The sequence below is a fragment of the Staphylococcus coagulans genome, from assembly GCF_002901995.1.
Lineage (GTDB): Bacteria > Bacillota > Bacilli > Staphylococcales > Staphylococcaceae > Staphylococcus > Staphylococcus coagulans.
On sequence record NZ_PPQN01000031.1, the window covers coordinates 23995 to 47946 of the forward strand.

Annotated in this window: 24 protein-coding genes and 1 pseudogene; 15 read left to right on the forward strand and 10 right to left on the reverse strand. The window is 34.6% G+C overall.

Translation table 11 applies throughout. The features are described 5' to 3' along the window. Nucleotides 1–348: 348 nt before the first annotated feature. Nucleotides 349–426, forward strand: coding sequence for a delta-lysin family phenol-soluble modulin (locus tag CD118_RS12370; RefSeq protein ID WP_103356492.1), 78 nt, complete (start codon nucleotides 349–351; stop codon nucleotides 424–426). Nucleotides 427–678: 252 nt separating this feature from the next. Here the strand turns inward: CD118_RS12370 and CD118_RS07340 are convergent, their stop codons facing one another. Further along, nucleotides 679–1482, reverse strand: coding sequence for a carbon-nitrogen family hydrolase (locus CD118_RS07340; RefSeq protein WP_060829626.1), 804 nt, complete (start codon nucleotides 1480–1482; stop codon nucleotides 679–681). A gap of 165 nt (nucleotides 1483–1647) precedes the next feature. On the opposite strand from CD118_RS07340, the gene CD118_RS07345 reads away from it, so the two are divergent. Further along, on the forward strand, nucleotides 1648–3153 hold the full coding sequence (locus CD118_RS07345) for an SdrH family protein (protein ID WP_142380862.1): 1506 nt from the start codon (nucleotides 1648–1650) through the stop codon (nucleotides 3151–3153). A 112-nt stretch (nucleotides 3154–3265) separates the two neighbouring features. On the opposite strand, the gene mroQ is transcribed toward CD118_RS07345, so the two are convergent. Further along, nucleotides 3266–4018 carry an intramembrane glutamic endopeptidase MroQ gene (gene mroQ, locus CD118_RS07350; RefSeq protein WP_103356483.1) on the reverse strand — a complete coding sequence of 251 codons (753 nt, stop codon included), beginning with the start codon at nucleotides 4016–4018 and terminating at the stop codon, nucleotides 3266–3268. A gap of 204 nt (nucleotides 4019–4222) precedes the next feature. Here mroQ and groES point away from each other — a divergent pair, with 204 nt between their 5' ends. Both groES and groL read left to right on the forward strand, forming a co-directional pair. Continuing rightward, a complete protein-coding gene (groES, locus tag CD118_RS07355; protein WP_016425569.1) occupies nucleotides 4223–4507 on the forward strand; it encodes a co-chaperone GroES in 285 nt (94 codons plus the stop codon). Between the two features lie 45 nt (nucleotides 4508–4552). Next, nucleotides 4553–6172: a chaperonin GroEL gene (groL, locus tag CD118_RS07360; protein ID WP_050330477.1), complete on the forward strand. Its 1620-nt coding sequence runs from the start codon at nucleotides 4553–4555 to the stop codon at nucleotides 6170–6172. Nucleotides 6173–6346: 174 nt separating this feature from the next. On the opposite strand, the gene CD118_RS07365 is transcribed toward groL, so the two are convergent. Further along, complete coding sequence (locus CD118_RS07365; RefSeq protein WP_060829648.1) at nucleotides 6347–6901, reverse strand: histidine phosphatase family protein; 555 nt, start codon at nucleotides 6899–6901, stop codon at nucleotides 6347–6349. A 347-nt stretch (nucleotides 6902–7248) separates the two neighbouring features. On the opposite strand from CD118_RS07365, the gene CD118_RS07370 reads away from it, so the two are divergent. Together CD118_RS07370 and CD118_RS07375 are read left to right on the forward strand one after the other, a co-directional pair. After that, a complete protein-coding gene (locus CD118_RS07370) occupies nucleotides 7249–8085 on the forward strand; it encodes a MetQ/NlpA family ABC transporter substrate-binding protein (protein WP_240621915.1) in 837 nt (278 codons plus the stop codon). A 5-nt stretch (nucleotides 8086–8090) separates the two neighbouring features. Further along, complete coding sequence (locus CD118_RS07375; RefSeq protein WP_103356484.1) at nucleotides 8091–8897, forward strand: MetQ/NlpA family ABC transporter substrate-binding protein; 807 nt, start codon at nucleotides 8091–8093, stop codon at nucleotides 8895–8897. A gap of 152 nt (nucleotides 8898–9049) precedes the next feature. Here CD118_RS07375 and CD118_RS07380 read toward each other — a convergent pair whose 3' ends face one another. From CD118_RS07380 to CD118_RS07395, 4 genes are all read right to left on the reverse strand, one after another. Further along, nucleotides 9050–10294 carry an acetylornithine deacetylase gene (locus tag CD118_RS07380; RefSeq protein WP_103356485.1) on the reverse strand — a complete coding sequence of 415 codons (1245 nt, stop codon included), beginning with the start codon at nucleotides 10292–10294 and terminating at the stop codon, nucleotides 9050–9052. Continuing rightward, nucleotides 10287–10799, reverse strand: coding sequence for a methylated-DNA--[protein]-cysteine S-methyltransferase (locus tag CD118_RS07385; RefSeq protein ID WP_060829652.1), 513 nt, complete (start codon nucleotides 10797–10799; stop codon nucleotides 10287–10289). The genes CD118_RS07380 and CD118_RS07385 overlap by 8 nt, the downstream gene beginning before the upstream one ends. Before the next feature lie 23 nt (nucleotides 10800–10822). Next, on the reverse strand, nucleotides 10823–11644 hold the full coding sequence (locus tag CD118_RS07390) for an SPL family radical SAM protein (RefSeq protein ID WP_103356486.1): 822 nt from the start codon (nucleotides 11642–11644) through the stop codon (nucleotides 10823–10825). Nucleotides 11645–11709: 65 nt separating this feature from the next. Beyond that, nucleotides 11710–12996 carry an aminotransferase class I/II-fold pyridoxal phosphate-dependent enzyme gene (locus CD118_RS07395; protein WP_103356487.1) on the reverse strand — a complete coding sequence of 429 codons (1287 nt, stop codon included), beginning with the start codon at nucleotides 12994–12996 and terminating at the stop codon, nucleotides 11710–11712. 218 nt (nucleotides 12997–13214) lie between these two features. Between CD118_RS07395 and CD118_RS12205 the strand changes: the two are divergent. The 7 genes and pseudogenes from CD118_RS12205 to CD118_RS07420 all read left to right on the forward strand — a co-directional run. Then, nucleotides 13215–13298 (forward strand): annotated as a pseudogene (locus tag CD118_RS12205) (Trp-rich small protein); the annotation flags it as partial. 272 nt (nucleotides 13299–13570) lie between these two features. Beyond that, on the forward strand, nucleotides 13571–13747 hold the full coding sequence (locus CD118_RS11990) for an SE1626 family protein (RefSeq protein ID WP_169925593.1): 177 nt from the start codon (nucleotides 13571–13573) through the stop codon (nucleotides 13745–13747). Nucleotides 13748–14438: 691 nt separating this feature from the next. Further along, nucleotides 14439–15314 carry a phenol-soluble modulin export ABC transporter ATP-binding protein PmtC gene (gene pmtC, locus CD118_RS07400; protein WP_060829655.1) on the forward strand — a complete coding sequence of 292 codons (876 nt, stop codon included), beginning with the start codon at nucleotides 14439–14441 and terminating at the stop codon, nucleotides 15312–15314. Next, complete coding sequence (pmtD, locus tag CD118_RS07405) at nucleotides 15311–16039, forward strand: phenol-soluble modulin export ABC transporter permease subunit PmtD (protein ID WP_050330495.1); 729 nt, start codon at nucleotides 15311–15313, stop codon at nucleotides 16037–16039. The genes pmtC and pmtD overlap by 4 nt, the downstream gene beginning before the upstream one ends. 170 nt (nucleotides 16040–16209) lie before the next feature. Then, nucleotides 16210–16887: a GntR family transcriptional regulator gene (locus CD118_RS07410; protein ID WP_103356488.1), complete on the forward strand. Its 678-nt coding sequence runs from the start codon at nucleotides 16210–16212 to the stop codon at nucleotides 16885–16887. Between the two features lie 18 nt (nucleotides 16888–16905). Beyond that, nucleotides 16906–18450, forward strand: coding sequence for a gluconokinase (gene gntK, locus CD118_RS07415; protein WP_060829657.1), 1545 nt, complete (start codon nucleotides 16906–16908; stop codon nucleotides 18448–18450). A 12-nt stretch (nucleotides 18451–18462) separates the two neighbouring features. After that, nucleotides 18463–19824 (forward strand): gluconate:H+ symporter, encoded by a 1362-nt coding sequence (locus CD118_RS07420; protein WP_060829658.1) that lies wholly within the window; start codon nucleotides 18463–18465, stop codon nucleotides 19822–19824. Nucleotides 19825–19984: 160 nt separating this feature from the next. Here CD118_RS07420 and CD118_RS07425 read toward each other — a convergent pair whose 3' ends face one another. Continuing rightward, nucleotides 19985–20542, reverse strand: a complete 558-nt coding sequence (locus tag CD118_RS07425; protein ID WP_103356489.1) for a thioredoxin family protein — start codon at nucleotides 20540–20542, stop codon at nucleotides 19985–19987. A gap of 170 nt (nucleotides 20543–20712) precedes the next feature. Here CD118_RS07425 and CD118_RS07430 point away from each other — a divergent pair, with 170 nt between their 5' ends. Together CD118_RS07430 and CD118_RS07435 are read left to right on the forward strand one after the other, a co-directional pair. Then, nucleotides 20713–21270, forward strand: coding sequence for an HAAS signaling domain-containing protein (locus tag CD118_RS07430; protein WP_050345405.1), 558 nt, complete (start codon nucleotides 20713–20715; stop codon nucleotides 21268–21270). A 2-nt stretch (nucleotides 21271–21272) separates the two neighbouring features. Then, nucleotides 21273–22115 carry a DUF4097 family beta strand repeat-containing protein gene (locus CD118_RS07435; RefSeq protein WP_103356490.1) on the forward strand — a complete coding sequence of 281 codons (843 nt, stop codon included), beginning with the start codon at nucleotides 21273–21275 and terminating at the stop codon, nucleotides 22113–22115. Nucleotides 22116–22179: 64 nt separating this feature from the next. Here CD118_RS07435 and CD118_RS07440 read toward each other — a convergent pair whose 3' ends face one another. Together CD118_RS07440 and CD118_RS07445 are read right to left on the reverse strand one after the other, a co-directional pair. Beyond that, nucleotides 22180–23223, reverse strand: a complete 1044-nt coding sequence (locus CD118_RS07440; protein ID WP_103356491.1) for a C45 family autoproteolytic acyltransferase/hydrolase — start codon at nucleotides 23221–23223, stop codon at nucleotides 22180–22182. A 315-nt stretch (nucleotides 23224–23538) separates the two neighbouring features. Beyond that, on the reverse strand, nucleotides 23539–23925 hold the full coding sequence (locus tag CD118_RS07445) for a hypothetical protein (RefSeq protein ID WP_060829661.1): 387 nt from the start codon (nucleotides 23923–23925) through the stop codon (nucleotides 23539–23541). Nucleotides 23926–23952 lie beyond the last annotated feature (27 nt).

Genomic DNA, 23952 nt, shown 5'->3' on the forward strand with positions numbered 1-23952 from the left:
CCTAACTGTTCATTTTATATTCCTAACTGTAGTTTTTATAAAATATATATGTATATTACCATAAATATTAAACAGTTAAGAAGTAAAAATGATAACTTAGGCAATAATTAACACAATTTTATAAAGCCATGTTCTAATATATATAGAATCACAACAGTGATTTGGTAAAGTCATTTTGTTTTAATCATTTTAATTGTGGATTTTAAAGTGATTCAAACAAATTGTACCGAATTAAGTTTAAGTCAGAACATCTTAGTTTATGTATTCTTCGCTCAGCTTACATAACTAAGGCTGCAACAATCTATTAAAGTCTTTGGAATTTATTTATAACTAAGGAGGTGTACTACAATGGCAGGAGATATCATTAGTACTATCGTAGATTTCATTAAACTTATTGCAGAAACGATTAAAAAATTCACTAAATAATAGTATTGTTAAGTGCTATTATTATCTTTTTCCTTACTTAGGCTGAAGTAAAAAGTAAAAGTTAGGTTTCTATTTAAGAAGCCATTTAAGAAGCCATTGTAGCAATATTAATAATCGGTAAATTCACTAAATTTTTTCATAATTAATAACATCCCCAATTAATTGAATAGAATAACTGTAAATTAAACATTCCCTTAATATGGATAAAACAGGCGAGTCCCTCCCAAAATCGCCTGTTTTTTATGTTTTATTTTATTCACTTCGCGTTGCGTATTTGTAAATGCTAGGTCTTATGTTGTCGAATACTGGGATAGCTTTTCTTTGTTCTATTACAAAATTCAGATCTAACTCAACTGTTAAAACCGCTTCTTGTGCATCTGCCTCTTCTATAATTTGTCCATTTGGATCAATAACCATCGAATGTCCGGCATACGTAGTTTTACCATCATTTCCTGAACCATTGACCGCAACGACATACATATCATTTTCAACTGCTCTAGCTTGCAGTAACTGTCTCCAATGTGAGAGTCGAACATCTGGCCATTGGGCGACATAAAAAATAATATTTGCACCTGTTGCAGCAGGATAGCGACTTAATTCTGGAAATCTTAAGTCATAACAAATAATTTGAGAAACTTTTGTACCGTCTGTTAAAGTATAAACGTAAGGTACGTCTTGGCCGTCAGTTAAGTAATCAGGTTCATCTAACATAGGTACGAGATGGATTTTGTCATATTCATAAATCTTATCGCCCGCTTGATTTACAGCAAATGCTGTGTTAAAGACAGCGTCATTCTTTTTGTTTGAGACAGAACCGGCAATAATATCGACTTGATACTGTTGCGCTAATTTTTTTATAAATGGGTAACTTTGTGTTAATTCGTTATCTGCTTTTGTTTGCAATTCTGAGAGTGCATAACCGTTGTTCCACATTTCTGGTAGTACAACGACATCTGTATTATGCTTAACATGTTTATCAAACAATGATGCAATTTTTTCTTGGTTTTTTTTAGCGTCTGCTGGAACGACATTAAATTGAAAAAGTTGGATTTGCATGATCAATTCTCCTCACTTCAATCTTTACTATATATTTTACTAAAATTCGAAAATATAAACAAAGTGAGTCTTGTATGCAATTCTATTTCAATAAGGATGGAATTAAGAGGGGATTTTGTATATACTGTCTTTTACGAACAACTTTAAAAATAGGAGCTGATGTCGATGTCTGGACGTAAAGTGCCTAGTTTTAGGAAAGTAATCACTAAAACAGGGGTCTACACGATGGGATTATTGTGTTTAACCCAACCACTTTTAAATGTAAGTGCGCACGCGTATGCGATGACAGATGATGCTCAATCTCATTCTAATGCATATATAAGTGAAAGCGGACTGTACAATGAAGCGACATTACTAAATAAAGCAACAAGAAACAAAGAAAATCAATCTTTACAAAATAACAATGTAAATCATCAGTATACTGCGACACCTTCCTCAACAAAGGAAAGTTATAATCGCATTGGAAAATCAAATTCAGTGCCTGTTACGAATGTACAAGCACCAACAATAAATAAGAAAGACTCGGAACAATTGAAATCCGAAACTCAAAAAGAAGATGAACATGCATCATCAAACAATGCGTCTCAGGAGGAAGCGCAGAGCGAGGACTCTCAGCAAAATGGTAATAATGGAGCCAACGAAGATCCGGCACCCATAAAACCTGAGAATCATACGCAACCATCCGATCAAGGTCAAGCGTCACCTCAAGGTGGAGAAACACCTCCTAAAGATGAAACAGGGGATTCATCTCAAGCTGGCAATTCACCTTCAAAACCAGATCATGAATTGCCAGATAAAGATGATAAACCGTCAGATTCAGACCAACAACCACCTAAACATGACGATAAACCATCAGATTCGGATCAACAACCACCTAAGCATGATGATAAGCCACCAGCGTCAGATCAACAGTCTGACCAAGGTCAAAAGCCTAAACCAAAACCTAATACGCCAAAGCCAGAAGATAGTCACACGCAAGGTGGAAATGGAGGAGCATCAACAAGTCATCCGAACTATCCATCACATCAAAATGGACCGGCGCAACCCAACACGAATGGTCATTTTCCGTATCCAAACATTCCACATTACCAACCTAATGGGACGACTGATCATTTTATACCTAAAAATCAAGCAAGTAACAATCAATCAAACAATGATTTCTATCAACGTTATTCAAAATTGATTGGTACGGGTTATAAGTATAATCCATTATTTACGGAACAAATAGAGAATCTTAAGCAAAATGGAAATTTGGCTGATTTCAGTGTTCAACAGCTCAATCAGAAGCAACAATTTTTAAATAATAGTTATTTAAATCAATTACAAAAAAATTCGGATTACTTTAGATTTCAATATTTTAATCCATTATCAACACAAAAATATTATAATAATCTTGATAAACAAGTTTTAGCATTAATTACTGGTAAAGTTGGCTCTATGCCAGATTTAAAAAAGCCATCGGATAAAACAGTTGAAAACGATCATCAACAAGATAAAGTTGAAAAAATAGAACAACATGGTGAAAACCTAACAGAAAAGAATATGAATAATGAAGATCCAGATACGAAACATACGTTTAGTTTGAAATCAATCTCATTGGTAGGCGCATTGTCAGTAGGTTGTGTGAGTATAATTAGCTATATATTATGGCGTAGAAGACATCATATTTAAATATTGAATAAAAAAAGAGATGAGGCTCAAAATGAACTTCATCTCTTTTTTAATATTACTTTACTAACAAGTAAAAAGATTGATTAGTGCGAGTATCAATATGTGAGATCAATCATAAGAAGTGAACGACAAATAATTGAATGAATTGAACTTGTTTCATTGCATCTTCTAATAACTTTTCAGGCATTGTTAGTTGAATTAAAGCGACAAGGCCATTTTGAGCCATATGAATACCGATTGAAACGCTTAAACGTTTTGTGTAAATATAAAAGGCAGAAAATATGACACCCATAACAAAATAAACAAGCAAGTGTGAAAAATCCATATGTGCAACGGCAAATAATAGTGAACTTATGGTCGTTGCGATTAAAAATTTAATCGTTTTATTCGCTCGAATGGCGTTATAGATTTCACCGAATAGCACTTTTCTAAAAACAAATTCTTCCAGTAAAGGCCCAATGATAGCAATTAAAATAATCATAATAGGCATTTCGCGTGCAACTTTTAAAATTCTAAAAGTATTTTCACTCACTGGATTGGTGCCAAAAATAAGAACACTTAATACATTCACGATAATTTGTGCAAAATAGACAATCCCTAAACCAGCTAATATCCATGGGACAATATAACGTTTCTTCTCTTTTGGTTCTAATTCAAACGCAAGTTTATTTTTAACAGTATATTGCATCACTAAAATAATAATTGCTGCACATAAAAAAGCAATCAATTGGATGTAGATGGTTTGGTGCAAAGCGGTTGTACGATGTTGTGTATTTATCCATCCTAAAGCATTTGCGATAGTAGGTGTGAATAATGCAAGTATGTAAAATACAACCGTTAATATAGAAACTAAAATACGATTCATTTTATTCCTCCATTCAATGCTATCATTTTATCATAGATAGAAAATTAGCGCCGAGGTACATAGTTATTAAGTGAAAAAGTTATGATTATAAAGATTCAAACTTATCGCTTGAATTTTTGACCAAATTTGATTATTATAGAAATGTATTAGCACTTAAGAACTTGAAGTGCTAAATTTATGTTTAACATAAGGAGGCACAAACACATGCTTAGACCATTAGGAAATCGTGTGGTTATTGAGAAAAAAGAGCAAGAACAAACAACGAAAAGTGGTATTGTTCTCACTGATTCTGCGAAAGAAAAATCAAATGAAGGTGAAATCGTTGCTGTAGGTCCAGGACGCATTTTAGAAAATGGGGAACGTTTAAAACCTGAATTGAATGTGGGTGACCGTGTTGTGTTTCAACAATATGCAGGTACTGAAATTAAAAGAAATGATACAAAATACTTAGTGTTAAGTGAAGACGAAATTTTAGCAGTTATTGAATAATAGATAAATAAAACAGATGAATATTAAACAACGGAGGGACTCTGAATGGCAAAAGAATTAAAATTCTCTGAAGATGCACGTCAAGCCATGTTACGTGGTGTAGATAAACTTGCAAATGCTGTAAAAGTAACAATCGGACCAAAAGGACGTAACGTCGTATTAGACAAAGAATTTACAGCACCTTTAATTACTAACGATGGGGTAACAATCGCTAAAGAAATCGAATTAGAAGATCCATATGAAAACATGGGTGCAAAATTAGTACAAGAAGTTGCAAATAAAACAAATGAAATAGCCGGTGACGGTACAACAACAGCAACTGTTTTAGCACAAGCTATGATTCAAGAAGGACTTAAAAATGTAACAAGTGGCGCAAATCCAGTAGGTATCCGTCAAGGTATTGATAAAGCGGTAGCTGTAGCGATTGAAGCACTTCATAATATTTCTCAAAAAGTAGAAAATAAAGAAGAAATCGCGCAAGTAGGTGCTATTTCTGCAGCGGATGAAGAAGTAGGTCGTTATATTTCTGAAGCTATGGAAAAAGTAGGTAATGACGGTGTAATCTCTATTGAAGAATCAAGCGGTTTTAATACTGAATTAGATGTAGTAGAAGGTATGCAATTCGATCGTGGATACCAATCTCCATACATGGTTACTGATTCAGATAAAATGACTGCAGAGTTAGAAAAACCTTATATTTTAATCACGGATAAAAAAATCTCATCTTTCCAAGATATCCTACCTTTATTAGAGCAAATCGTTCAATCTAATCGCCCAATTTTAATCGTTGCTGATGAAGTTGAAGGCGACGCTTTAACAAACTTAGTATTGAACCGTATGCGTGGTACATTTACTGCCGTTGCAGTAAAAGCACCAGGGTTTGGTGACCGTAGAAAAGCGATGTTAGAAGATTTAGCTATTTTAACAGGTGCTCAAGTCATCACTGACGATCTTGGTTTAGAATTAAAAGAAGCTACAATCGATATGTTAGGTACAGCAAACAAAGTTGAAGTCACTAAAGACAACACAACTGTTGTTGATGGTGATGGAGACCCAACAAATATCGATGCACGTGTGAACCAAATTAAAGCACAAATTGAAGAAACTGATTCTGATTTTGACCGTGAAAAATTACAAGAGCGCCTTGCTAAATTAGCAGGTGGTGTCGCTGTAATTAAAGTTGGTGCTGCTTCAGAAACAGAATTAAAAGAACGTAAATTACGTATTGAAGATGCATTGAACTCAACACGTGCTGCGGTAGAAGAAGGTATTGTAGCAGGTGGTGGTACAGCATTAATGAATATCTTCAAAAATGTTGAAGAAATTGATGCAGAAGGCGACGAAGCTACAGGTGTTAACATCGTATTAAAAGCTTTACAAGCCCCAGTACGCCAAATTGCGGAAAACGCTGGTTTAGAAGGTTCTGTCATTGTAGAAAGAATGAAAAATGCAGAACCAGGTGTAGGTTATAATGCAGCAACAGATGAATGGGTCAATATGTTAGAAGCTGGTATCGTGGATCCTACAAAAGTGACACGTTCAGCATTACAACATGCTGCGAGTGTTGCTGCAATGTTCCTCACTACAGAAGCGGTAGTCGCAAATATACCTGAAGAAAAAGGAAATGACATGCCACAAATGGGCGGTATGCCAGGCATGATGTAATTACTATCTTAAACTTTAGATGAATATAATAAATTAATTAAATGAGTAGAGGTGTTTCTCAAGAGTTTCTTACTTTTGGGGAGCGCCTTTTTTATGTATTTGATCCATTATATTTAAAAAGTACTCAATGAAGGTTTGAGATTAATAGAATATACATACAAAAAACGCTTATAGTCAAATCGTTATTTTCTTCAATTTCATATTCTCAAATTCAAATGTGACTATCCAAGGAAATTGATGTTTATATTGATTAAATGCTTCATAACTAAAATCAGTCTGATAATAGTTAATTATTGTTGAAAGAGCTGTACCATGTGTGCCTACTACAATGGATTTTCCAGATGCTTCTTCTAAAATATTTTTTAAAGCCAAAATATTTCGTTCTTGGACTTCTTTTAAACTTTCACCGTTAGGAAGTTTAAATGTGAAATCTTCCCACTGTTTTCTTGCGATTGATGAAAAATCACCTACCCATTTATCAGAAATTTTGCGCTCTCTTAAGTCATTGATGATTTTAATTTGTCGTTGTTTATTGTGTGCTAGCGGAGTAATTGTATCAATAGCGCGTTTATAAGGACTCGAATAGAAATGATCAATTGAAATTGTAGAGAACTGATCAATCAATGTATGGCTTGCTTCAATTCCCTTAATTGTTAGCTCACGTGCCATATCATCATGATTTTGATAGTTAGGCTCCGCGTGACGTATGAAGTAAATCGTGGTTTTCATTATAAACACCTCTTACTAAATAGTTTTATTTTAATTTTAACATTTATGCAGCTTAAATAACGAAATGGCCTTTAATAAATATGATGACTAAGTCATCACTAGAAACAAATAGATCATACAAGGAAGATGTTTTTATAATCATTTTTGAAGTACTATGTCTATGAAAACGTAGAGATTGTAAATGGTTTATGTCGCGCAATGATGAAGATTATAACACTTAATACTGCATGATCTACCATTTAATTTGATTCAAATTATCATTTAAACCGAATTAAAAACATATTGACTTTAAGGTCTAAAATGCTATTATATTTATAAAACTGATAAGAATAATAAGGATTAAAGAGGTGGAGTCATTTGAAGCGATTTTTTTACGTTTTGATTTTAGGATTTATCGTTATATTGTGGCTGGCTGTGGTAAGTCTGACTCGGAAAGTAACAGTGATAAAACGTTTACGATTGGATTTGGTGTGGGGACTTATGAAGAGCAATTTAGAAAAGGCATCTTACCTATTCTTCAAAAAGAAGGTTACGATGTAAAAATTAAAACTTTTTCTCAAAATGATCAAGTTGATCCTGCTTTAGTTGATGAAGAAATTGATGCTACGGTTCATCAAAGTCGGGCTTATATGAATAGTATGAACAAAAAATTAAATGGAGAAATGATTGTGAACAATCACGTACCGACTGCGCCACAATCTATTTGGTCGACGAAACATCATTCTCTAGATGACGTTAAAGATGGTCAAACGATAGCAGTACCTAATGATCCAGTGAACCAAGAACGTGCATTTAGAATTTTGGAAAAGCTTAAATGGGTGAAAATTGATAAAGATGCGGGAACAGTCAATTTCAATGTTAAAAGTGTAAAACCCGATCGGTATCATTTAAATTTTAAAGAGATTCATTCTGCACAAGTTTTACGTTCCTTAGATGATGTAGATTATGGTATCGTCAATGGAAACTATATTGCAGATGCGCATAAAGTTATCGCAGATGGCTTGATTGTGGAAAAAACGCCAGAACAGCATAAAGTTGTACTGACCATTAATAAAAAAGATCAAAATGAGGCGTGGGCAAAAGCACTTAAAAAAGCATATTACTCAGATGAATTTAAAACTTGGTATGAAAAGCAAAATAAATATAAAGGCTTTATTACACCAAAAGAATGGAATGAGGGGTAAGAGTCATGAGAAAAAATTTAATTTTATTACTGACTATATTTTTATCTTTGATTTTAATTGCTTGTGGTCATGAAGAGAAAGATAAAAAGGAAATTACAGTTGCCACATCACCTGGGCCCTACAGTGAACTCTTTTTAAAAGGAATAAAGCCTGAATTAGAAAAGAAAGGTTATACGGTTAAAAATAAAGATTTTACGGAGTTACTGCAAGCAGATGTGGCTCTGCAGGAAGGTAGCGTTGATGTGAACGTGGATCAACATAAGGCCTATATGGATACTTTTAATCAAGAAAGAGATGCAAATTTAACCAATATCACCAAAATACCAACCGTTCCGACGCAAATCTTTTCGAAACGTCATACTTCTTTAGAGGAAATAAAAGAAGGGGACACGATTGCGATTCCACAAGACCCTTCAAATGCTTCGCGTGCTTTTCGTATATTAGAAAAAGCGGGATGGATTGTAGTTGATGCTAAAAAGAATGATATTACCATTACTAAAAAAGATATTACAAAAAATCCTAAACATCTCAATATTAAGGAGATGAATTCTGCAAGTATTCCAAGAGTTTTAGATGATGTTGACTATGGTGTTATTCCTGGCTCAATTGTTTACGCTTCTCATTTAGATGCTTCAAAAGGATTATTAAAAGAAGATTTGATTAATGATTTATATTTACAAGTTGTTGTGAACGAAAAGAATAAAAATCAGCAATGGGTGAAAGACATTCAAAAAGCTTATCACTCTAAAGCATTTAAAAAAGTGCTGGCAAAAGAGAATAAAGATGGCTATTGGGTTGTTCCAGAAAAATAGTGTTTTAGATTAAAACATGAAATATTTAGATAAATATAGGAATTGGGCATTTAAGGATAAAGCAAATGATTTAAGAAAGTTTCATAATTGTAAAGCGTATAATATGAGCTTGTTACTCATATCATACGCTTTTTAAATGTTTAACACGTTACTTATTGGCTAGCTGCTTTGACAGGGTTTTTATACCAGGTTTTCAAAAAGTGATAAAGCACTTCTGTATAATCTTCGAGTGATTTGATTTCAATTTTTTCGTTAGTGCCGTGTGCTTCATTTAGTTCTCCTGGCCCATATAAAATGGTTGGAATGCCGAAATCTGCTGTCCAACCGCCATCTGTTACAGTCATACTCATCGTTGATTGAAGCGGACCTTGATGAATTTTTTCATGTGCCTGTTCCAGTAAATGGTAGCCTGGATGGTTAACGGGAAGGGTAAAACTAGGGAATATTTCTCCTTTATCTTCTATCATTGAATTGCCACCCCATTCAAACTGAAGTGGGTGGTGTTGCAGCCATAAATCACTTTCTGCCACTTTATTTAAATAGTTTTCAACCTCATTAATAATATATTCATAATTTTCATGAGGGAGAAAATGAACAGTAATCCAAAGTTTACATTGATCCGCAATAAAAGCGGGGTGACGTCCACCTTCAATGACTGCAGGATTAATCGTATTAGCACCACTTGGCATACCTGGATAAGATTTTGTCACGGCCCAATGGCGCTCAAGCTCTTGTAACGCTTGAATAATTTTTACCATTTTTTCAATCGCACTTGCGCCATGACGTCCACCGCCAGCGTGTATAATATGACTCCGAGCACCATCATGGATTGTGACATCGCTCTGTATTGTAATCCATCCGGTAATTACACCACCTTGTCCCATTGCAATAGATTCGCTTGTATCTAGGACGAGTGCTAAATCAGCTTTCGGTGAATGTTCACATGCAATTTTTGTTCCTGCTTCACCCACTTCTTCGCCTACAACTGATTGAACTATGATATCTCCTTCAGGCTGCACACCATCTTGATATAGGCGTTCAAGATTATAAAATAACGCAGACATGCCACCTTTCATATCGGCGACACCTCTTCCATACAAATAGCCCTCTTTTTCAACGAGTTTAAATGGATTTGTATGCCAAAATGTTTCGTTTTCAACTTCTGCAACATCTACATGTCCATTCAATATGAGTTTTGGGGCATGTTCATTTTTGCCTTTTAATGTGGCAACAATAATCTCATCATTGTCATAAAAAGGGATTTGTGTGGTATCGAATCCTATCGCTTTAAGCCAATGTGCAATCTTTTGTTGAAGGGGCTTTGTATTTCTTGCGGGCGGGCTGACAGTAGGTTCTGCAATAAGTGAGGATAATATTTCAAATTGTCTTTTATTCATTCAAATGACCCTCCAATGTTAATAAACGTATTTTTCTGTTTAATCCGCTGTTGAAGCCACCCAACTGGCCATCCTTTCTAATGACCCTGTGACATGGGATGATAATGGATAAGGGATTCAGACCAATTGCTGAAGCCACGGCACGGGTGCTTTTAGGATGTCCCATCATTTGAGCAATTTCCCCGTAACTTACTTTATTTCCATAGGGGAGCTGTTGTAAGGTACCCCAAACTTTTTGTTGGAAAGGAGTGCCGATTTCAAATGATATTGGCGTTTTAAACGATTGACAGTAGCCGTGAAAATAACTTTCTAATTCGTGAGCAAGTTGATTAATTAAATCATGTTGCGAGCGGTGTATCAACTTATGCTGCCCATTTAATTTATTCAATAACGTTTGGTAGTCTTTCGAGTCATTAAAAGCTAAACCAACTAATTTATCATGAGCGTTGACAACTGCGGTCATGACGCCAAGTGGTGTGTGTAGATGTTGATAATAATATGACAAGTTGTTTCATCTCCGTTCATTGATTAGAATTCAGTCGGTTTAAAACCATCAACACTAACTGAAATATGTGTTTTAGAAAATCGAGATTGCATCAATTTCAATACATATTGATAGGCGTCAGGTTGATACCAATCTTCTAAATGTAATGCTTGATACATATGACGCATACCTAATGATTCAGTTCTACGACCATTTGAACCATCGCCCATAAAGTAATCATCTATAGTGACATCATCTGTATATTGCGCTAAGATTTCAGGAAAGTTTGTCGTACAAGGTAAAAGAGGTGCCACAGCGACTTGCGTTGGGATACCTGCCTGACGTAATTTTTTGAGCGCATTGAGTCTTGATTGAATGCTAGGTGCTTGTGGTGTGAAATAACGCACTATATCTTCTCGGTCTGTCTCAATAGTCATACTTACAAGTAATCGCCCGGGATACGCTTTTAAAATGTCAATATCACGTTGAATGAGTGGACTACGTGTTTGAATAAATAAAAAGTCGGGAGGATGACTGGCCATAGATGTGAGTAGTGTCCTTGTAATCTCATATTTCTTTTCAAGCGGCTGGTAAGGATCGGTTGAAGAGGACATAAAAATCGTCACAGAGCCTTTTCTTTTGGCATGTTGTAACTCATTTTGAAATTGATGATTAACGTTATTTTTAACTGTCACCCATTCTCCCCAGTTTTTACCAGAAAATAACGAGATTGGTGACTGCCTCACATAACAATACGAACACGCATATTGGCAACCCATGTATGGATTGAGCGTATGCGTATAATCCTTTAGGAATCCACTTGCTTTTGTTAAAAATTGTTTAGGTTGTTTGACATTGATTTCCATTGCGACCCCCAAATTTTATAAAAAAGACAGGAAACATTGTATGAGATGTCCCTGTCTATAGTTGATTATTGTAATGCTTTAATTGCTTCTGCTATTGAGTTGAAAACATATGATAAATCATCTTTCTCAATACAACTAAAGGCGATACGAATATCTGTATCATTTAAGGCAATGATACCTATTGAATGATGTTCGATGAGGTGTAATCTTAATTGTTCTGGGTCTACACCATTTACTTTTAGTGCCATGAAATAGCCGGAGTTAAAGTCGTAAGGTTGCCATAGTGATTTAAAGGCATCTTGATAAACGATTTCCTTAGTCACTTCATAACGTTCTTTCAGTGTATCGATATTTTCTTGAATTTCTTGGTCAAAATTGGCTTTGTTTTTAAGGGCATGTTGTACTGCCGCTTGCGTTGGTGAAGCGCCGCTAGAAATATTGCTACGAATTAATCCTTTCATTTTAGCTTCTAACACTTCTTTTGTTGTGTCATTAGAAAGACCGAATGTAAGGAAACCTACACGGAATCCCCATGCGAAAAATTCTTTCGTTGCGCCGTCTAAACGAACAGGTAATACACGAGAATTGTTGAGTTGTGTCAGTGCTGTGAAGATAGATTGTGTATATACATCTTCATAAAATAAGCCATAATATGCATCATCAACAATTGTCACAACATTTACGCCACGACGTCCTAAGTCATCAATGGCTTTAACAATGGCTTTAACTTCACTCTCAGTAGGGGTATAACCTGTTGGATTGTTAGGATAGTTGAGTACCATGATTACTTTGTCTTGATCAATTTGATTAAGTGTATTCACAAGTTCAGTTGTTGTGAAGTGACCCTGTTCATCAAAAATAGGATAAGTATTGATTTCTGCTTGATGACGCACACCAAAAACAAGTTTGTAGTTCCCCCAGTTATGTGTGGGAAGTAAAACAGTATCTCCAGGATTTACAAAAAGGTCGCCAACTAATGATAGACCGTGTGTGAGTGCGTTAGTGACTAACGGTAAACTGATCGCATCAGCAGAAAGATCAGGGTTTTCTTTCAACATTTTTTGTTGCCAAAGCTCACGCAACTCACCTAAACCTTGGGGAGGAGCATAGGAGAAAACTTCATCTGTGTTAAGCTCATTAAACATACTGTAAAGTGACTCAGTGTACAATTTTCCCTTAGAATCTGTTGCCATTCCAATCGTCGCGTTATACTGCGTAGATTTTGCTTCAGCAGATTGTGTTAAAATGCCTTTTGGATAATACATGTTTTTCCCTAAATCAGAAAGCATATCTAAAATAATAGGTTGATTCTCTGTTAATTGTTCATTCAATTGCAGCGCTAAAGGGTTCATCTCATTTCGACCTCTTTCTTAAAATTCATAATATATATGTCTATCATACAGTGAAAACTTATAAATTTAAAGTTACAGTTAGTGCGGGTTTAAAAATTAAAACACCAAAACAGAACACACGTTCGCTATTTTGTGTTAAAATAAATTTAGCCACCTTTCCCTACATTTTTGGTGCTAAAAATAAAAATGGCTTCGCAAAGTAGGAGGTGTTCTTAATCATGCAGTGGACAGAGTTTTTAATGTCATTAATCACTGGTGGTATTTTAATTATTTTTAGATGTTGGTTTGAGTCTAAATGGCGACAATATGATCACCATTCAGACCATGAGGATGACGAAATCACCTCAAAAACCAAAAAGTAAAGTATTAAAAAGCCCCAAGCTTGCGGCAACAAGTTTGGGGTTCTTAATCATGTGTGGATACAACTTTATATTAGCATGTGTGATATTTTGAAGCAAACAATATAATGAAAAATTAAAAGTAGTTACAATCATAAATACAAATCAAATAAACGATTGACAAATAAATTGGCTTTTTCTAAAGTGAAATCAATGAATAAAAAGAGGTGAAATGATTGAAACATCTAACTAAAATATTTGTAGTGATTGCACTTATCATTTTTATTTTAGGTGTTATTTTACAATTTATAAATCAAGAAGGTGCAGCTATTAAATTATTTGTAGCAACAATTTTATTTATGATTTGTGCCTTTATTAGTCGGAATAATGATCGTAAAAAACAACAAAAGTAAGGTCACTTCTGAAAACAAGCCATTGAAAATCTTCATAACAGTTTGTTTCGTTTAGCATCAATGCAATCTAATGTTGTCAAAAATGACTGTGAAGTCAAATACTATAGCACTTGATAGTCATTTTGACCCCTTCTATTTGTGTAATTTAACACTTAGTCACCACTTTATCTTTCTGCTATTCATTTTCCAATTACCTTACCTGTCCATGTTTAACTCTAAGTCCTATTAATAAGACTTATACGTATGACGTAAGAAATTTTACTCTTTTAAATTTTAGCCTTAACACAAAAATAATAAGAATCAAATATGTGATGTACATTGTAAAAATGATGTAAAACTGAGGTCGAATTCTATCTATCAGTAGAACAAATATGTCACAATATAGAGGAAGACTTTAATATTTTGTTGAGAAGATGTATAAGAAGAATTAATTATTCTTTCAGTTTTTTATAATTTACCATGATTGTGATACTTTTGGATATGTGTAATAAAAGTAATTTAAATTTAAAATATTTTTTATTTTAAATAGATAGAGAATTTTTGGGCGAAATCAAAGAAATAATATATAATGGAATCTAAATGATATTACGATTTAATTTATCATTTTGTCTTATTCATTATAAATGTTATTGTTGAAAGAGACGTATATTATTTAACTAAAAGCTTATAGAGATGGTAGGAGGGCATGTGCATGGAGTTAAAGCAGATTACGAAGCGTTACAACAATAATACTGTCATCGATCAAATTGATTTTGCTTTTAATGATAGTCATATTGTTGGTCTAATAGGAAAGAACGGTGTAGGTAAAACGACACTAATGAAAATTATGAATGGTAACATTATAAATTATTCGGGTGAAGTCAAAACCTCAAGTGATGAGCGTATTGGTTATTTAATTGAGCATCCTAAACTTTATGATAATAAGACCGGATTATATAACTTAAAACTTTTCGCTCAAGTGTTAGGAAAGGGCTTTGATAAAGAATATACAGATAAAATTGTTAAAGCTTTTGGTATGGAATCTTATATTAAGAAAAAAGTGAAAAAGTATTCAATGGGAATGAAACAAAAATTAGCAATTGCAGTTTCCTTAATGAATAAGCCGAAATATTTAATATTGGATGAGCCAACGAATGGAATGGACCCAGACGGCTCCATTGATGTTCTAAAAACAATACAGCAACTTGTAGAACAATTAGATATGAAGATTTTAATATCGAGTCATAAATTAGAAGATATAGAATTAATTTGTGATCGTGCTGTATTCTTAAGAGGAGGCCACTTTGTTCAAGATGTCGATATGTCAAATGGTCAATCTGCAAATCAAACGATTGTCAAAGTTGCTCCAAAAGACTTTGAAGAAGCCCTTTACTATTTAACGGATCATTTTAAAGTAGCACAATCACACAAAGATTCAGGGGAAATTATTTTGAATGCACAAAGTAATTATCAAATGTTTTTACAAGGCTTAGCACAAAAACAGATATTTCCAACATACATTGAAACGAGAAAAATTTCATTGCGTGACACATACTTTAATATTAATCAACGAGGTGACGAACAATGAGAATATTGCAATTAGTTAAATTCGATATGATTAGTATATTGAAGAGTCCACTTACATATTTAGCGATTATTTTGGGTGTCGCACCGCTGATTACTACAATGGCAATCCTCGTTACACATGATAAACCTGTCAATGCGAATACACTTTTTAGTGTAGGGAAATGGTTCTTCTCGTTAATTGGGTTACTTTTTGTAATCAAAACCATTACACGTGATAGTGGCCAAGGCACGATTCAACTCTTTTTGAACCACTATCGAAATCGTGTTGGTTATTTTATTGCAAAATGCTGTTCAATCGCGCTTATTTCCATAATTACAACAGCTGTTGTTTTAATCGTGACATATTTAATTCAATGGACAACCAAAGGTGAAGAACTTAATAATCAGAATACATGGAAGTTGTTGGTCTTTTATTTAATTCTTTTCTTTGTGTATGGTTTGCTGTTATTTTTAATTAATTTAATTGTTCAAAAACCGGCACTAGTTTATACATTAGGTATTTTACTGTTGCTTATATTACCGGTGATGAAACCATTTATTCCTTTGATTCCTGTCATTGGGGATGATATTCAAAAATCGTTGAAATACATTCCGTTTAGCTATTTGAGTGAAAAGTCTCTAGACAGTGGGTTAACGTTTTCAAACTGGCAATGGTTTATCAATGCTGCATCCATCGTCGTATTATTCATTGCTAATTTCCTTTTAATTAGTAAGAAAGATATCTAAAATCATCTATTTAAGTGATATATGTTAAATAGAAAGCGATATAAATTAAAAATGAGATTGAGATCTAAACGTGTTTTAGATTTTAATCTCATTTTTTAGTTTTGTATAGAAAGCGTTTACAAATATGAGGATTTGAACTAGAATACTTGTATACAAGATGAGGTGATCGAATGGAATTTCCAAAAAAATGGTTAACAGATTTATCAAAAGGCGAAGCAATAGCGGCACAAATACGTCTTGATATCATTAACGGGGATCGTTCAGCGGAACAGATTTTAACTGAGAATCAAGTTGCTGCTGAATTTCATGTGAGTCGTTCACCTGTTAGAGATGCATTTAAAATTTTAAAACAGGGTCGCTTGATTCGCTTAGAACGAATGGGAGCTGAAATAGTGCCTTTTACCGATCAGCAACGCCAGGAACTGACGGATATTCGGTTAATGATCGAATCATTTGCTTTTACAAAAGTCATTCAACGTGCCGATTTGGATACGATTGTTCGAGCGATGTATCAAGCGCTTGAAATGATGAAAGTAAGTTTGAAGTTTGAAGATGCGATAAGCTTTACAGAAAATGATTTAAACTTTCATGAAACAATGGTACGCGCGTGTGAACACCATTATTTAACACACTTATGGAAACAAATGAAGCCGACAATGCTTTGTATGATTTATATCAGTATGCAGCGCAGAATGGACACAAATGTCATTGATTTTAAGCGAATTATTACGAACCACGAACTGTTTGTAAAAGCCATTGAAGCACAAGACAGAAAAAAGATGTATCAAGCATTTGAGCTGAATTTTAAAGATTTAAATGACGATATCGGTGCTTTTTGGGCGCAGTAGAGAAAGGAGAATGAAAACATGAAAGATTTTATGATAGGTATAGATATTGGTACGACGAGTACAAAAGCGGTTTTATATCGTACGAATGGACATATACAATTAAAAAAGCAAATCGAATACCCATTACTGACACCTGAAATAGATATTTCTGAACAAGATCCTGAAGTGATTTTTAAAGCAGTTATTGAAACGATACAATCCGTTTTAATCGAAAGTGAAATTTCAAGTGAAGACGTTGCATTTATTTCATTTAGTGCACAAATGCACAGTCTCTTACTTATTGATGAAAATAACCAACCTTTGACAAACAGTATGACATGGGCAGATAATCGTGCTCGTTTTGCAGCCGAAGACTTGCGTAAGCATTATGAGGGAAATGAGATTTATAAACGTACTGGCACACCAATTCATGCGATGTCACCACTTTCTAAACTGTGGTGGTTAAAAAATGAGTCTCCGGATCTTTTTAATCGAGCACGTTTCTTTGTAGACATTAAGTCATATGTGTTATTCAGATTAACTGGAGAATGGGTGATGGATGAATCCATTGCTTCAGCCACAGGACTCTATCATTTGAAAAATAGAGATTGGGACGCATCGGTATTAGATTTACTAAATATCTCATTCTCCCAATTACCGCGATTGGTAGAAACTACCAAAGTATTAGCTATAGAAAATAATTTTACTGTCCAACGACTCGGTCTTTCAATTCAAATGCCGATTGTTGTCGGGGCGAGCGATGGTGTTCTTTCTAATTTAGGTGTCAATAGTATTGAAAAAGGGGAAGTTGCCATCACGATTGGTACGTCAGGTGCAATACGAACGGTAGTTGACCGTCCTGTCATAGATGAAAAGGGACGTATATTTTGTTATGTCCTTGATGAACATCATTATGTTATTGGAGGGCCCGTTAACAATGGTGGTGTCGTATTGAAATGGTTAAGAGACGAGTTACTTGCCAGTGAAATTGAAACAGCAAAGCGACTCGGAATTGATACATACGACGTCATGTCCCGTATTGCACAAACTGTGCCGCCCGGTTCAAATGGCTTACTTTTTCATCCTTATCTGACAGGTGAGCGTGCGCCGTTGTGGGATTCTAATGCGCGTGGCTCTTTTATTGGTTTAACGTTGTCACATAAAAAAGAACATATGATACGCGCTGTTATGGAAGGTGTCTTGTTTAATCTTTATACAGTATTTCTAGCTTTAGTCGAAGTCATGGAGGACGTACCTCAGAAAATTAAGGCCACAGGTGGATTTTCAAAAAGCCATTTATGGAGACAAATGATGGCCGATATTTTTGATTGTACAGTAGAGATCCCTAAAAGTTATGAGAGTTCATGTCTCGGCGCTTGTGTTTTAGGCTTAAAAGCGCTCAATCATATTGAGGATTATACCATCGTCGAAACATGGATGGGCTCTACCCATCAACATGTCCCTCATGATAAGAATGTCAATCTCTATCAAGAATTAGCATCCGCTTTTATACAGATTAGTCGTGATTTGAATTATGCTTATCAAACTTTATCTCAATTTCAAAATCAGTTAAAAGATAAATAGGGAGGGAACAAAATGTTACATGAATTTTGGCCACTTATCAGCGTTCTCATTGGTATCATCGTTTTATTATTACTTATTATGCGATTCCAGTTAAACACTTTTATTGCACTTATTATTACAGCTATGTTGACGGGTATTTTATTGGGGATGCCATACAATAAAATTGTAACAACCATTGAAGCAGGTATAGGAGGAACTTTAGGTCATATTGCTTTAATATTTGGTTTAGGCGCAATGTTAGGTAAATTATTAGCCGACGGTGGTGGTGCGACACAAATCGCTGACACCCTCATTGCAAAGTTAGGTAAGAAATATGTGCAATGGGCGATGGTGATTGCGTCTTTTATGATTGGTATTGCTTTATTTTTTGAAGTCGGACTCGTTTTGTTAATTCCGTTAGTTTTTACCATTGCTAAACGTATGAATGTATCTCAATTAAAAATAGGATTACCAATGGTTACAGCTCTTTCTGTTACACATGGCTTTTTGCCTCCGCATCCCGGGCCAGTCGTTATCGCTAAAGAATTAAATGCACCTATTGGGGAAGTGCTACTTTATGGCTTTATCATTGCAATACCAGTCACTTTAATTGCTGGACCACTATTCGTAAAGATCGCACCTTATCTATCGCGGAGTGCTTTTGAAAGAGAAGGAGATATATCATCTCTCGGTGCAGCCAAGACCTTTGAAGATGAAAAAGTGCCCAATTTTGCATTGAGTACATTTACAGCGCTGTTACCAGTTCTTTTAATGTTATTTGCTACCATTTGGCAGTTAGTGACAGGTCATGAGTCAGGACCGAAAAATCATTTAGAAAGAATCATATATTTCGTAGGGAATGCAGGTACTGCCATGTTAATTGCAGTGATATTTGCAATCTTTAGTATGGGTATTTTGCGTGGTAAGTCGACAAAACAGGTCATGAATACATTAACAGAAGCGATTTATCCCATTGGCATGATGCTTCTCATCATTGGAGCTGGTGGTGCGTTCAAGCAAATCTTAATTGATGGAGGTGTAGGTGGCGCTGTTGAGCATATTTTTACGGGCGTTCGCATATCCCCCATTTTACTCGCTTGGTTAGTGGCAGCACTATTGAGATTGGCACTTGGTTCAGCGACAGTTGCGGCAATTTCGACAACAGGCATCATCTTACCCTTATTGCAAACGACAGACGTGAATTTAGCATTAGTTGTGTTAGCAATTGGAGCTGGCAGTATCTTTTGTTCACATGTTAATGATGCAGGATTTTGGATGTTTAAAGAATATTTTGGACTGACTGTAAAAGAAACATTTTTAACATGGTCACTTGTCGAAACTATAATTTCTGTGAGTGGCTTAGGGTTTGTCTATCTCATGAGTCTTATCGTTTAATAAAGGTATAATCATTAAAACTCAAGATAAGATTTAATTTAAAAACAAAGCCTCGAATTGAGAACGGTTTGGTTAAACGTATACTCGATTCGAGGCGTTAATTTTATTACTCTTCACTACATTGAATCAATCATGATACCGAACTTGTGCGCGATTACATTTAAATGAGTCGAGATAAGATAGATTCATAGACTTCATTCCAAAATGAAGGATCTGTCGCATAACGATTATGAATCGTTTGATGAACTTCTTTTTGTTTATCATCAAAACTTGGATCATTTTTATCAGGTAAATATTCTGAACGGACTTGCTCAACAAATTTTTGAACTGTGTGCGCGCGCGGGCCCCATACCGCTTTTTGTTCAAAATTTTCATTCATAAAAATATAAATCGGAATTGAACGTGATTTACCATTGGTTAAATATTGATCGATGAGGTCTGTATTATCATCTCGATAAAAGGCGCGCACTTCTAAATCTGCGCCCTCAGCGATATGCTTTAAAATCGCATTGTTCATCATAGCGTCACCGCACCAATCTTCTGTAATGACAAGAACGTAACGATAACCTTTTTCTTTAAGTTGCTCAATGCGACTATCATTTGAAGGTAATTCAAATTGATGATATATCGATTGGAGTTCGGACTGATTTTGAGACATGTCTTGAATATACTGATCGAAAGGTTTAGATTGTGCGTAATACGTTTTTAAATGTGCCATAATAACCCCTCCCTTGACTTACATTATAACAGTATAATAATTTGATGAAAATTAAAAAGATTACGACAAATTAAGAATATGACATTTACAATACAAATCTAATCAAACTATTTAATTTTAAAGTTTGAGTCCTTATAATTTTTAATATCAGAGTAAAAAGGGGGAGGACGATGGATAAAATCACATTTTTAAATGAATTAGAATATCAACTACATCGTTTACCCGATGATAAAATTGATGAAGTGATGAATACGTATGAGAATTATTTTTATCAAGAAGGACGTAAAGGGAAAACTGATCGTGCTATTGTTAAAGATTTAGATACACCTAAGCAAATTGCAAAGCAGCAATATGCAAAATATGCCGTCAAAAATGCGGAAAGCAAACCTGATGTTGCGCACATTGCACATGCTGTTTTTGCGACAATAGGGATGAGTGTCATCACTTTATTTTTTATTCTGGTGCCTTTGTTTTTTGTAATGATTATTACACTGTTAGGCACTTTTATTGCATTAGGAATGTTGCTATCCCCAATACTCTTGCTCATTATGAATATATGGTCAGGGTTACACAGCTTTTCATTAAGCAATTATCTTTTTAGCTTTGCTTATTTAGGACTGGGTGCTATGTTCCTGGTCATTATTATAAAATTCATCATTGCAATTCGAAACTTACTCATAAGATATTTGAAATGGAATGTCAATTTTATTAAAAAAGGAACATCGTAGCCATGAAAAAATTATTTATATTTGGTTTGAGTTGTTTTTTAGTCTCTTTTATTTTAGGAACAATTGTATGGTTTGGATTTGAAAAAAAGCAACAATCCATTGAAACTGTGGAAAAAACATACGCCAAAAACGAAATTAATCAACTCATCGTGAATATGGCATCAGCTGATGTCAAAATTGTTGAAGGCAAACAATTTCATGTCACATATAAAGGTAAAGAAGATTTGAGCGTTTCGAAGCAGCACAAAACGTTAAATATTGCAGAAATCAAGCATTCAAGAGGGAAGGAACCTAATTTAAATCCTTTCAATAGAGAAGGTAATTACATTACTATCACTGTTCCCTCAGCACAATTGAAAGAGCTTAATGTTTCGACTGGCTTCGCTAAAATACAAGCCGATGGTATTGATAGTCAGAATGCGAAATTTTGGAATGAGCGCACTGGTGAAGTGACGATTAATCATAGTCAATTTTCACATACTAAAATCATTGGTCGTGAATCGTTAGTGAACATTCATAATAGTCATTTGAATCAAAGTGAAATCAGCGTTGATAATGGTCAGATTAATGCTAATCATTCAGCACTTCATAGAAGTATTTTTAAAATTAAGCAAGGAAATATCGTGATGAATGATATGGAAACAGAATGTGATTTTAAAGGATCAACACAAAAAGGGAATATAGATTTAAATTATCGAAATACACCTCATAATGTGATGCTGTCGTTAAACCCAGAACATGGGCATGCGCATATTAAAAATCAACATTTAAAGCATGGTAAAAATGGTAAAGGAGAGCATAAAGTTGAACTTTACACAAATCATGGGGATATTACGGTAGATTAATGGATAAAATAGATTAAGCGCCATAAATGGATGACAACTGTGTCATTTTTATGGCGCGTTTTATTTATTCTGTCGCAAATTGAATTTCTGTATCAATGCTACCTTCAATTTGATTAATCGTTAGATCATGGCCTTTTAACCAAGCCCCAAAATCAATTTTAATCGGGTCTTGATTTTCACCTAATGTAATCCAAGCGTGTAATTGATGTGGATCATACATGGAAGTATGAATTGTGCCACTCCAACTTTTAAATAATTTACTATATATTTCGTATTGGGGTTGATTAAACCGCTTAAATACTTCAAAGCGGTCTTCATGCACTTTCGAAATTTGATTTTCAAGGCGACCTAATCGTTCTTTAGATTCTTTTGTGTAGTTGCGATTTTCATGCGTCAATAATTTAAAGTGATTGGTGCAAGTTTGATCATATCGAACCTCTATACTTCTAGGAGAAACTTCAACTATGGCATGTGCGCCACTTGTATCCTTTACGATATAACTAAATGAACTCCGGTGAGGAATTTCTTTTAAAAAAGCTACGGCTTCTTCTACATTTTTACAATTTTCTAAGACAAGACGGCCAACCATATAACAAACAAATCCATTCGCCGGCTTTTTGCGATGCATAAAATTATAGGCCATAACTAAGCCACATTCGTTCATTCCGTCCATACGACCTGTTACTCGAGACATGGGGCCAATTTGCGCATAACCCCCATCATGAGGCTCAAATAATTGATATCTGGCATCGTATGTTGCAGGGTGATAATCGTAATTTCTCACTAAATAGTCTGATCCAATGTAAACAGAACAACCACTATCAGGCAGTGTTGTGAAGCGGTAATGTGCAAAATTTAAAATCGCTTGTCGTGTAGGAATTTTCAAAACATCTTGAATGCCCATAATTTCTTCCCAGATTCGAGGTGCATATTGTTGATAAATGTGATAAGTTTCTTCGATATCAATATCGAAGCGGGGCACACGTTTCTTCCACTCCTTATTTCTATTTTTTAACAACGCTGTTGTTTGAAGCCATTGACCTGTCATTATCCCATAATCGTAATGGTTCCCTCTAAACGTTAAGATGTCCGATGTGACACTTTGCATAAAAAATCGTCCTTTCTGAAATCTTGCTAACATAATTTGTTAAATGGTTGTAATCATTCTTTAATGGTATTCACTTCATGACGCTACTATAATAAATTTAACATCAGATTAAGCCGTATGTGAATAGGGTTAAGGGGGGAGTTTTATGTGGAATTACTATATTAAAATTAAACATTGGTTTTACAAAAATTATACACGGTGATGATTGCATTGAGGACTAACTATAAATGGATGATATAAAACTCGGACGAAAGGTTATGTATCGTCCGAGTTTGTGTTTAAAATATCTAATGCTATTACGCGATATTTCTTATTTTATTGATTGACGTCTGTTACATTAGGCGTAATATAAACCGTTTTGATGCGATGTCTTTCTCCTGTTCCGTCCCCGAAAGTCATAGTGACCATCGTTTTCGAAGTTTTTTTGTAATCTGGATTTTCAAGTGAATAAACATAAAAAATAATTAATTGACTACCTCGCACATGGGCGCGATGGATAATTTCAAAGTTCCATTGGAGGTCATTTTTCTCCATCACTTGTTGCATGCGTTTTCGTAACATGTGAATGAGCGTTGACTTTGATAATGATTGTGCCTCACCTAGCTCATTAATATAGTATGCTAATACGCGATTATCTACCATATTCTCTATACTTTCGATATCATTGCTTTTCCACGAACTCATTAATGATATGTATGGCATTTAACCTGTCTCTTATACACATCTGAC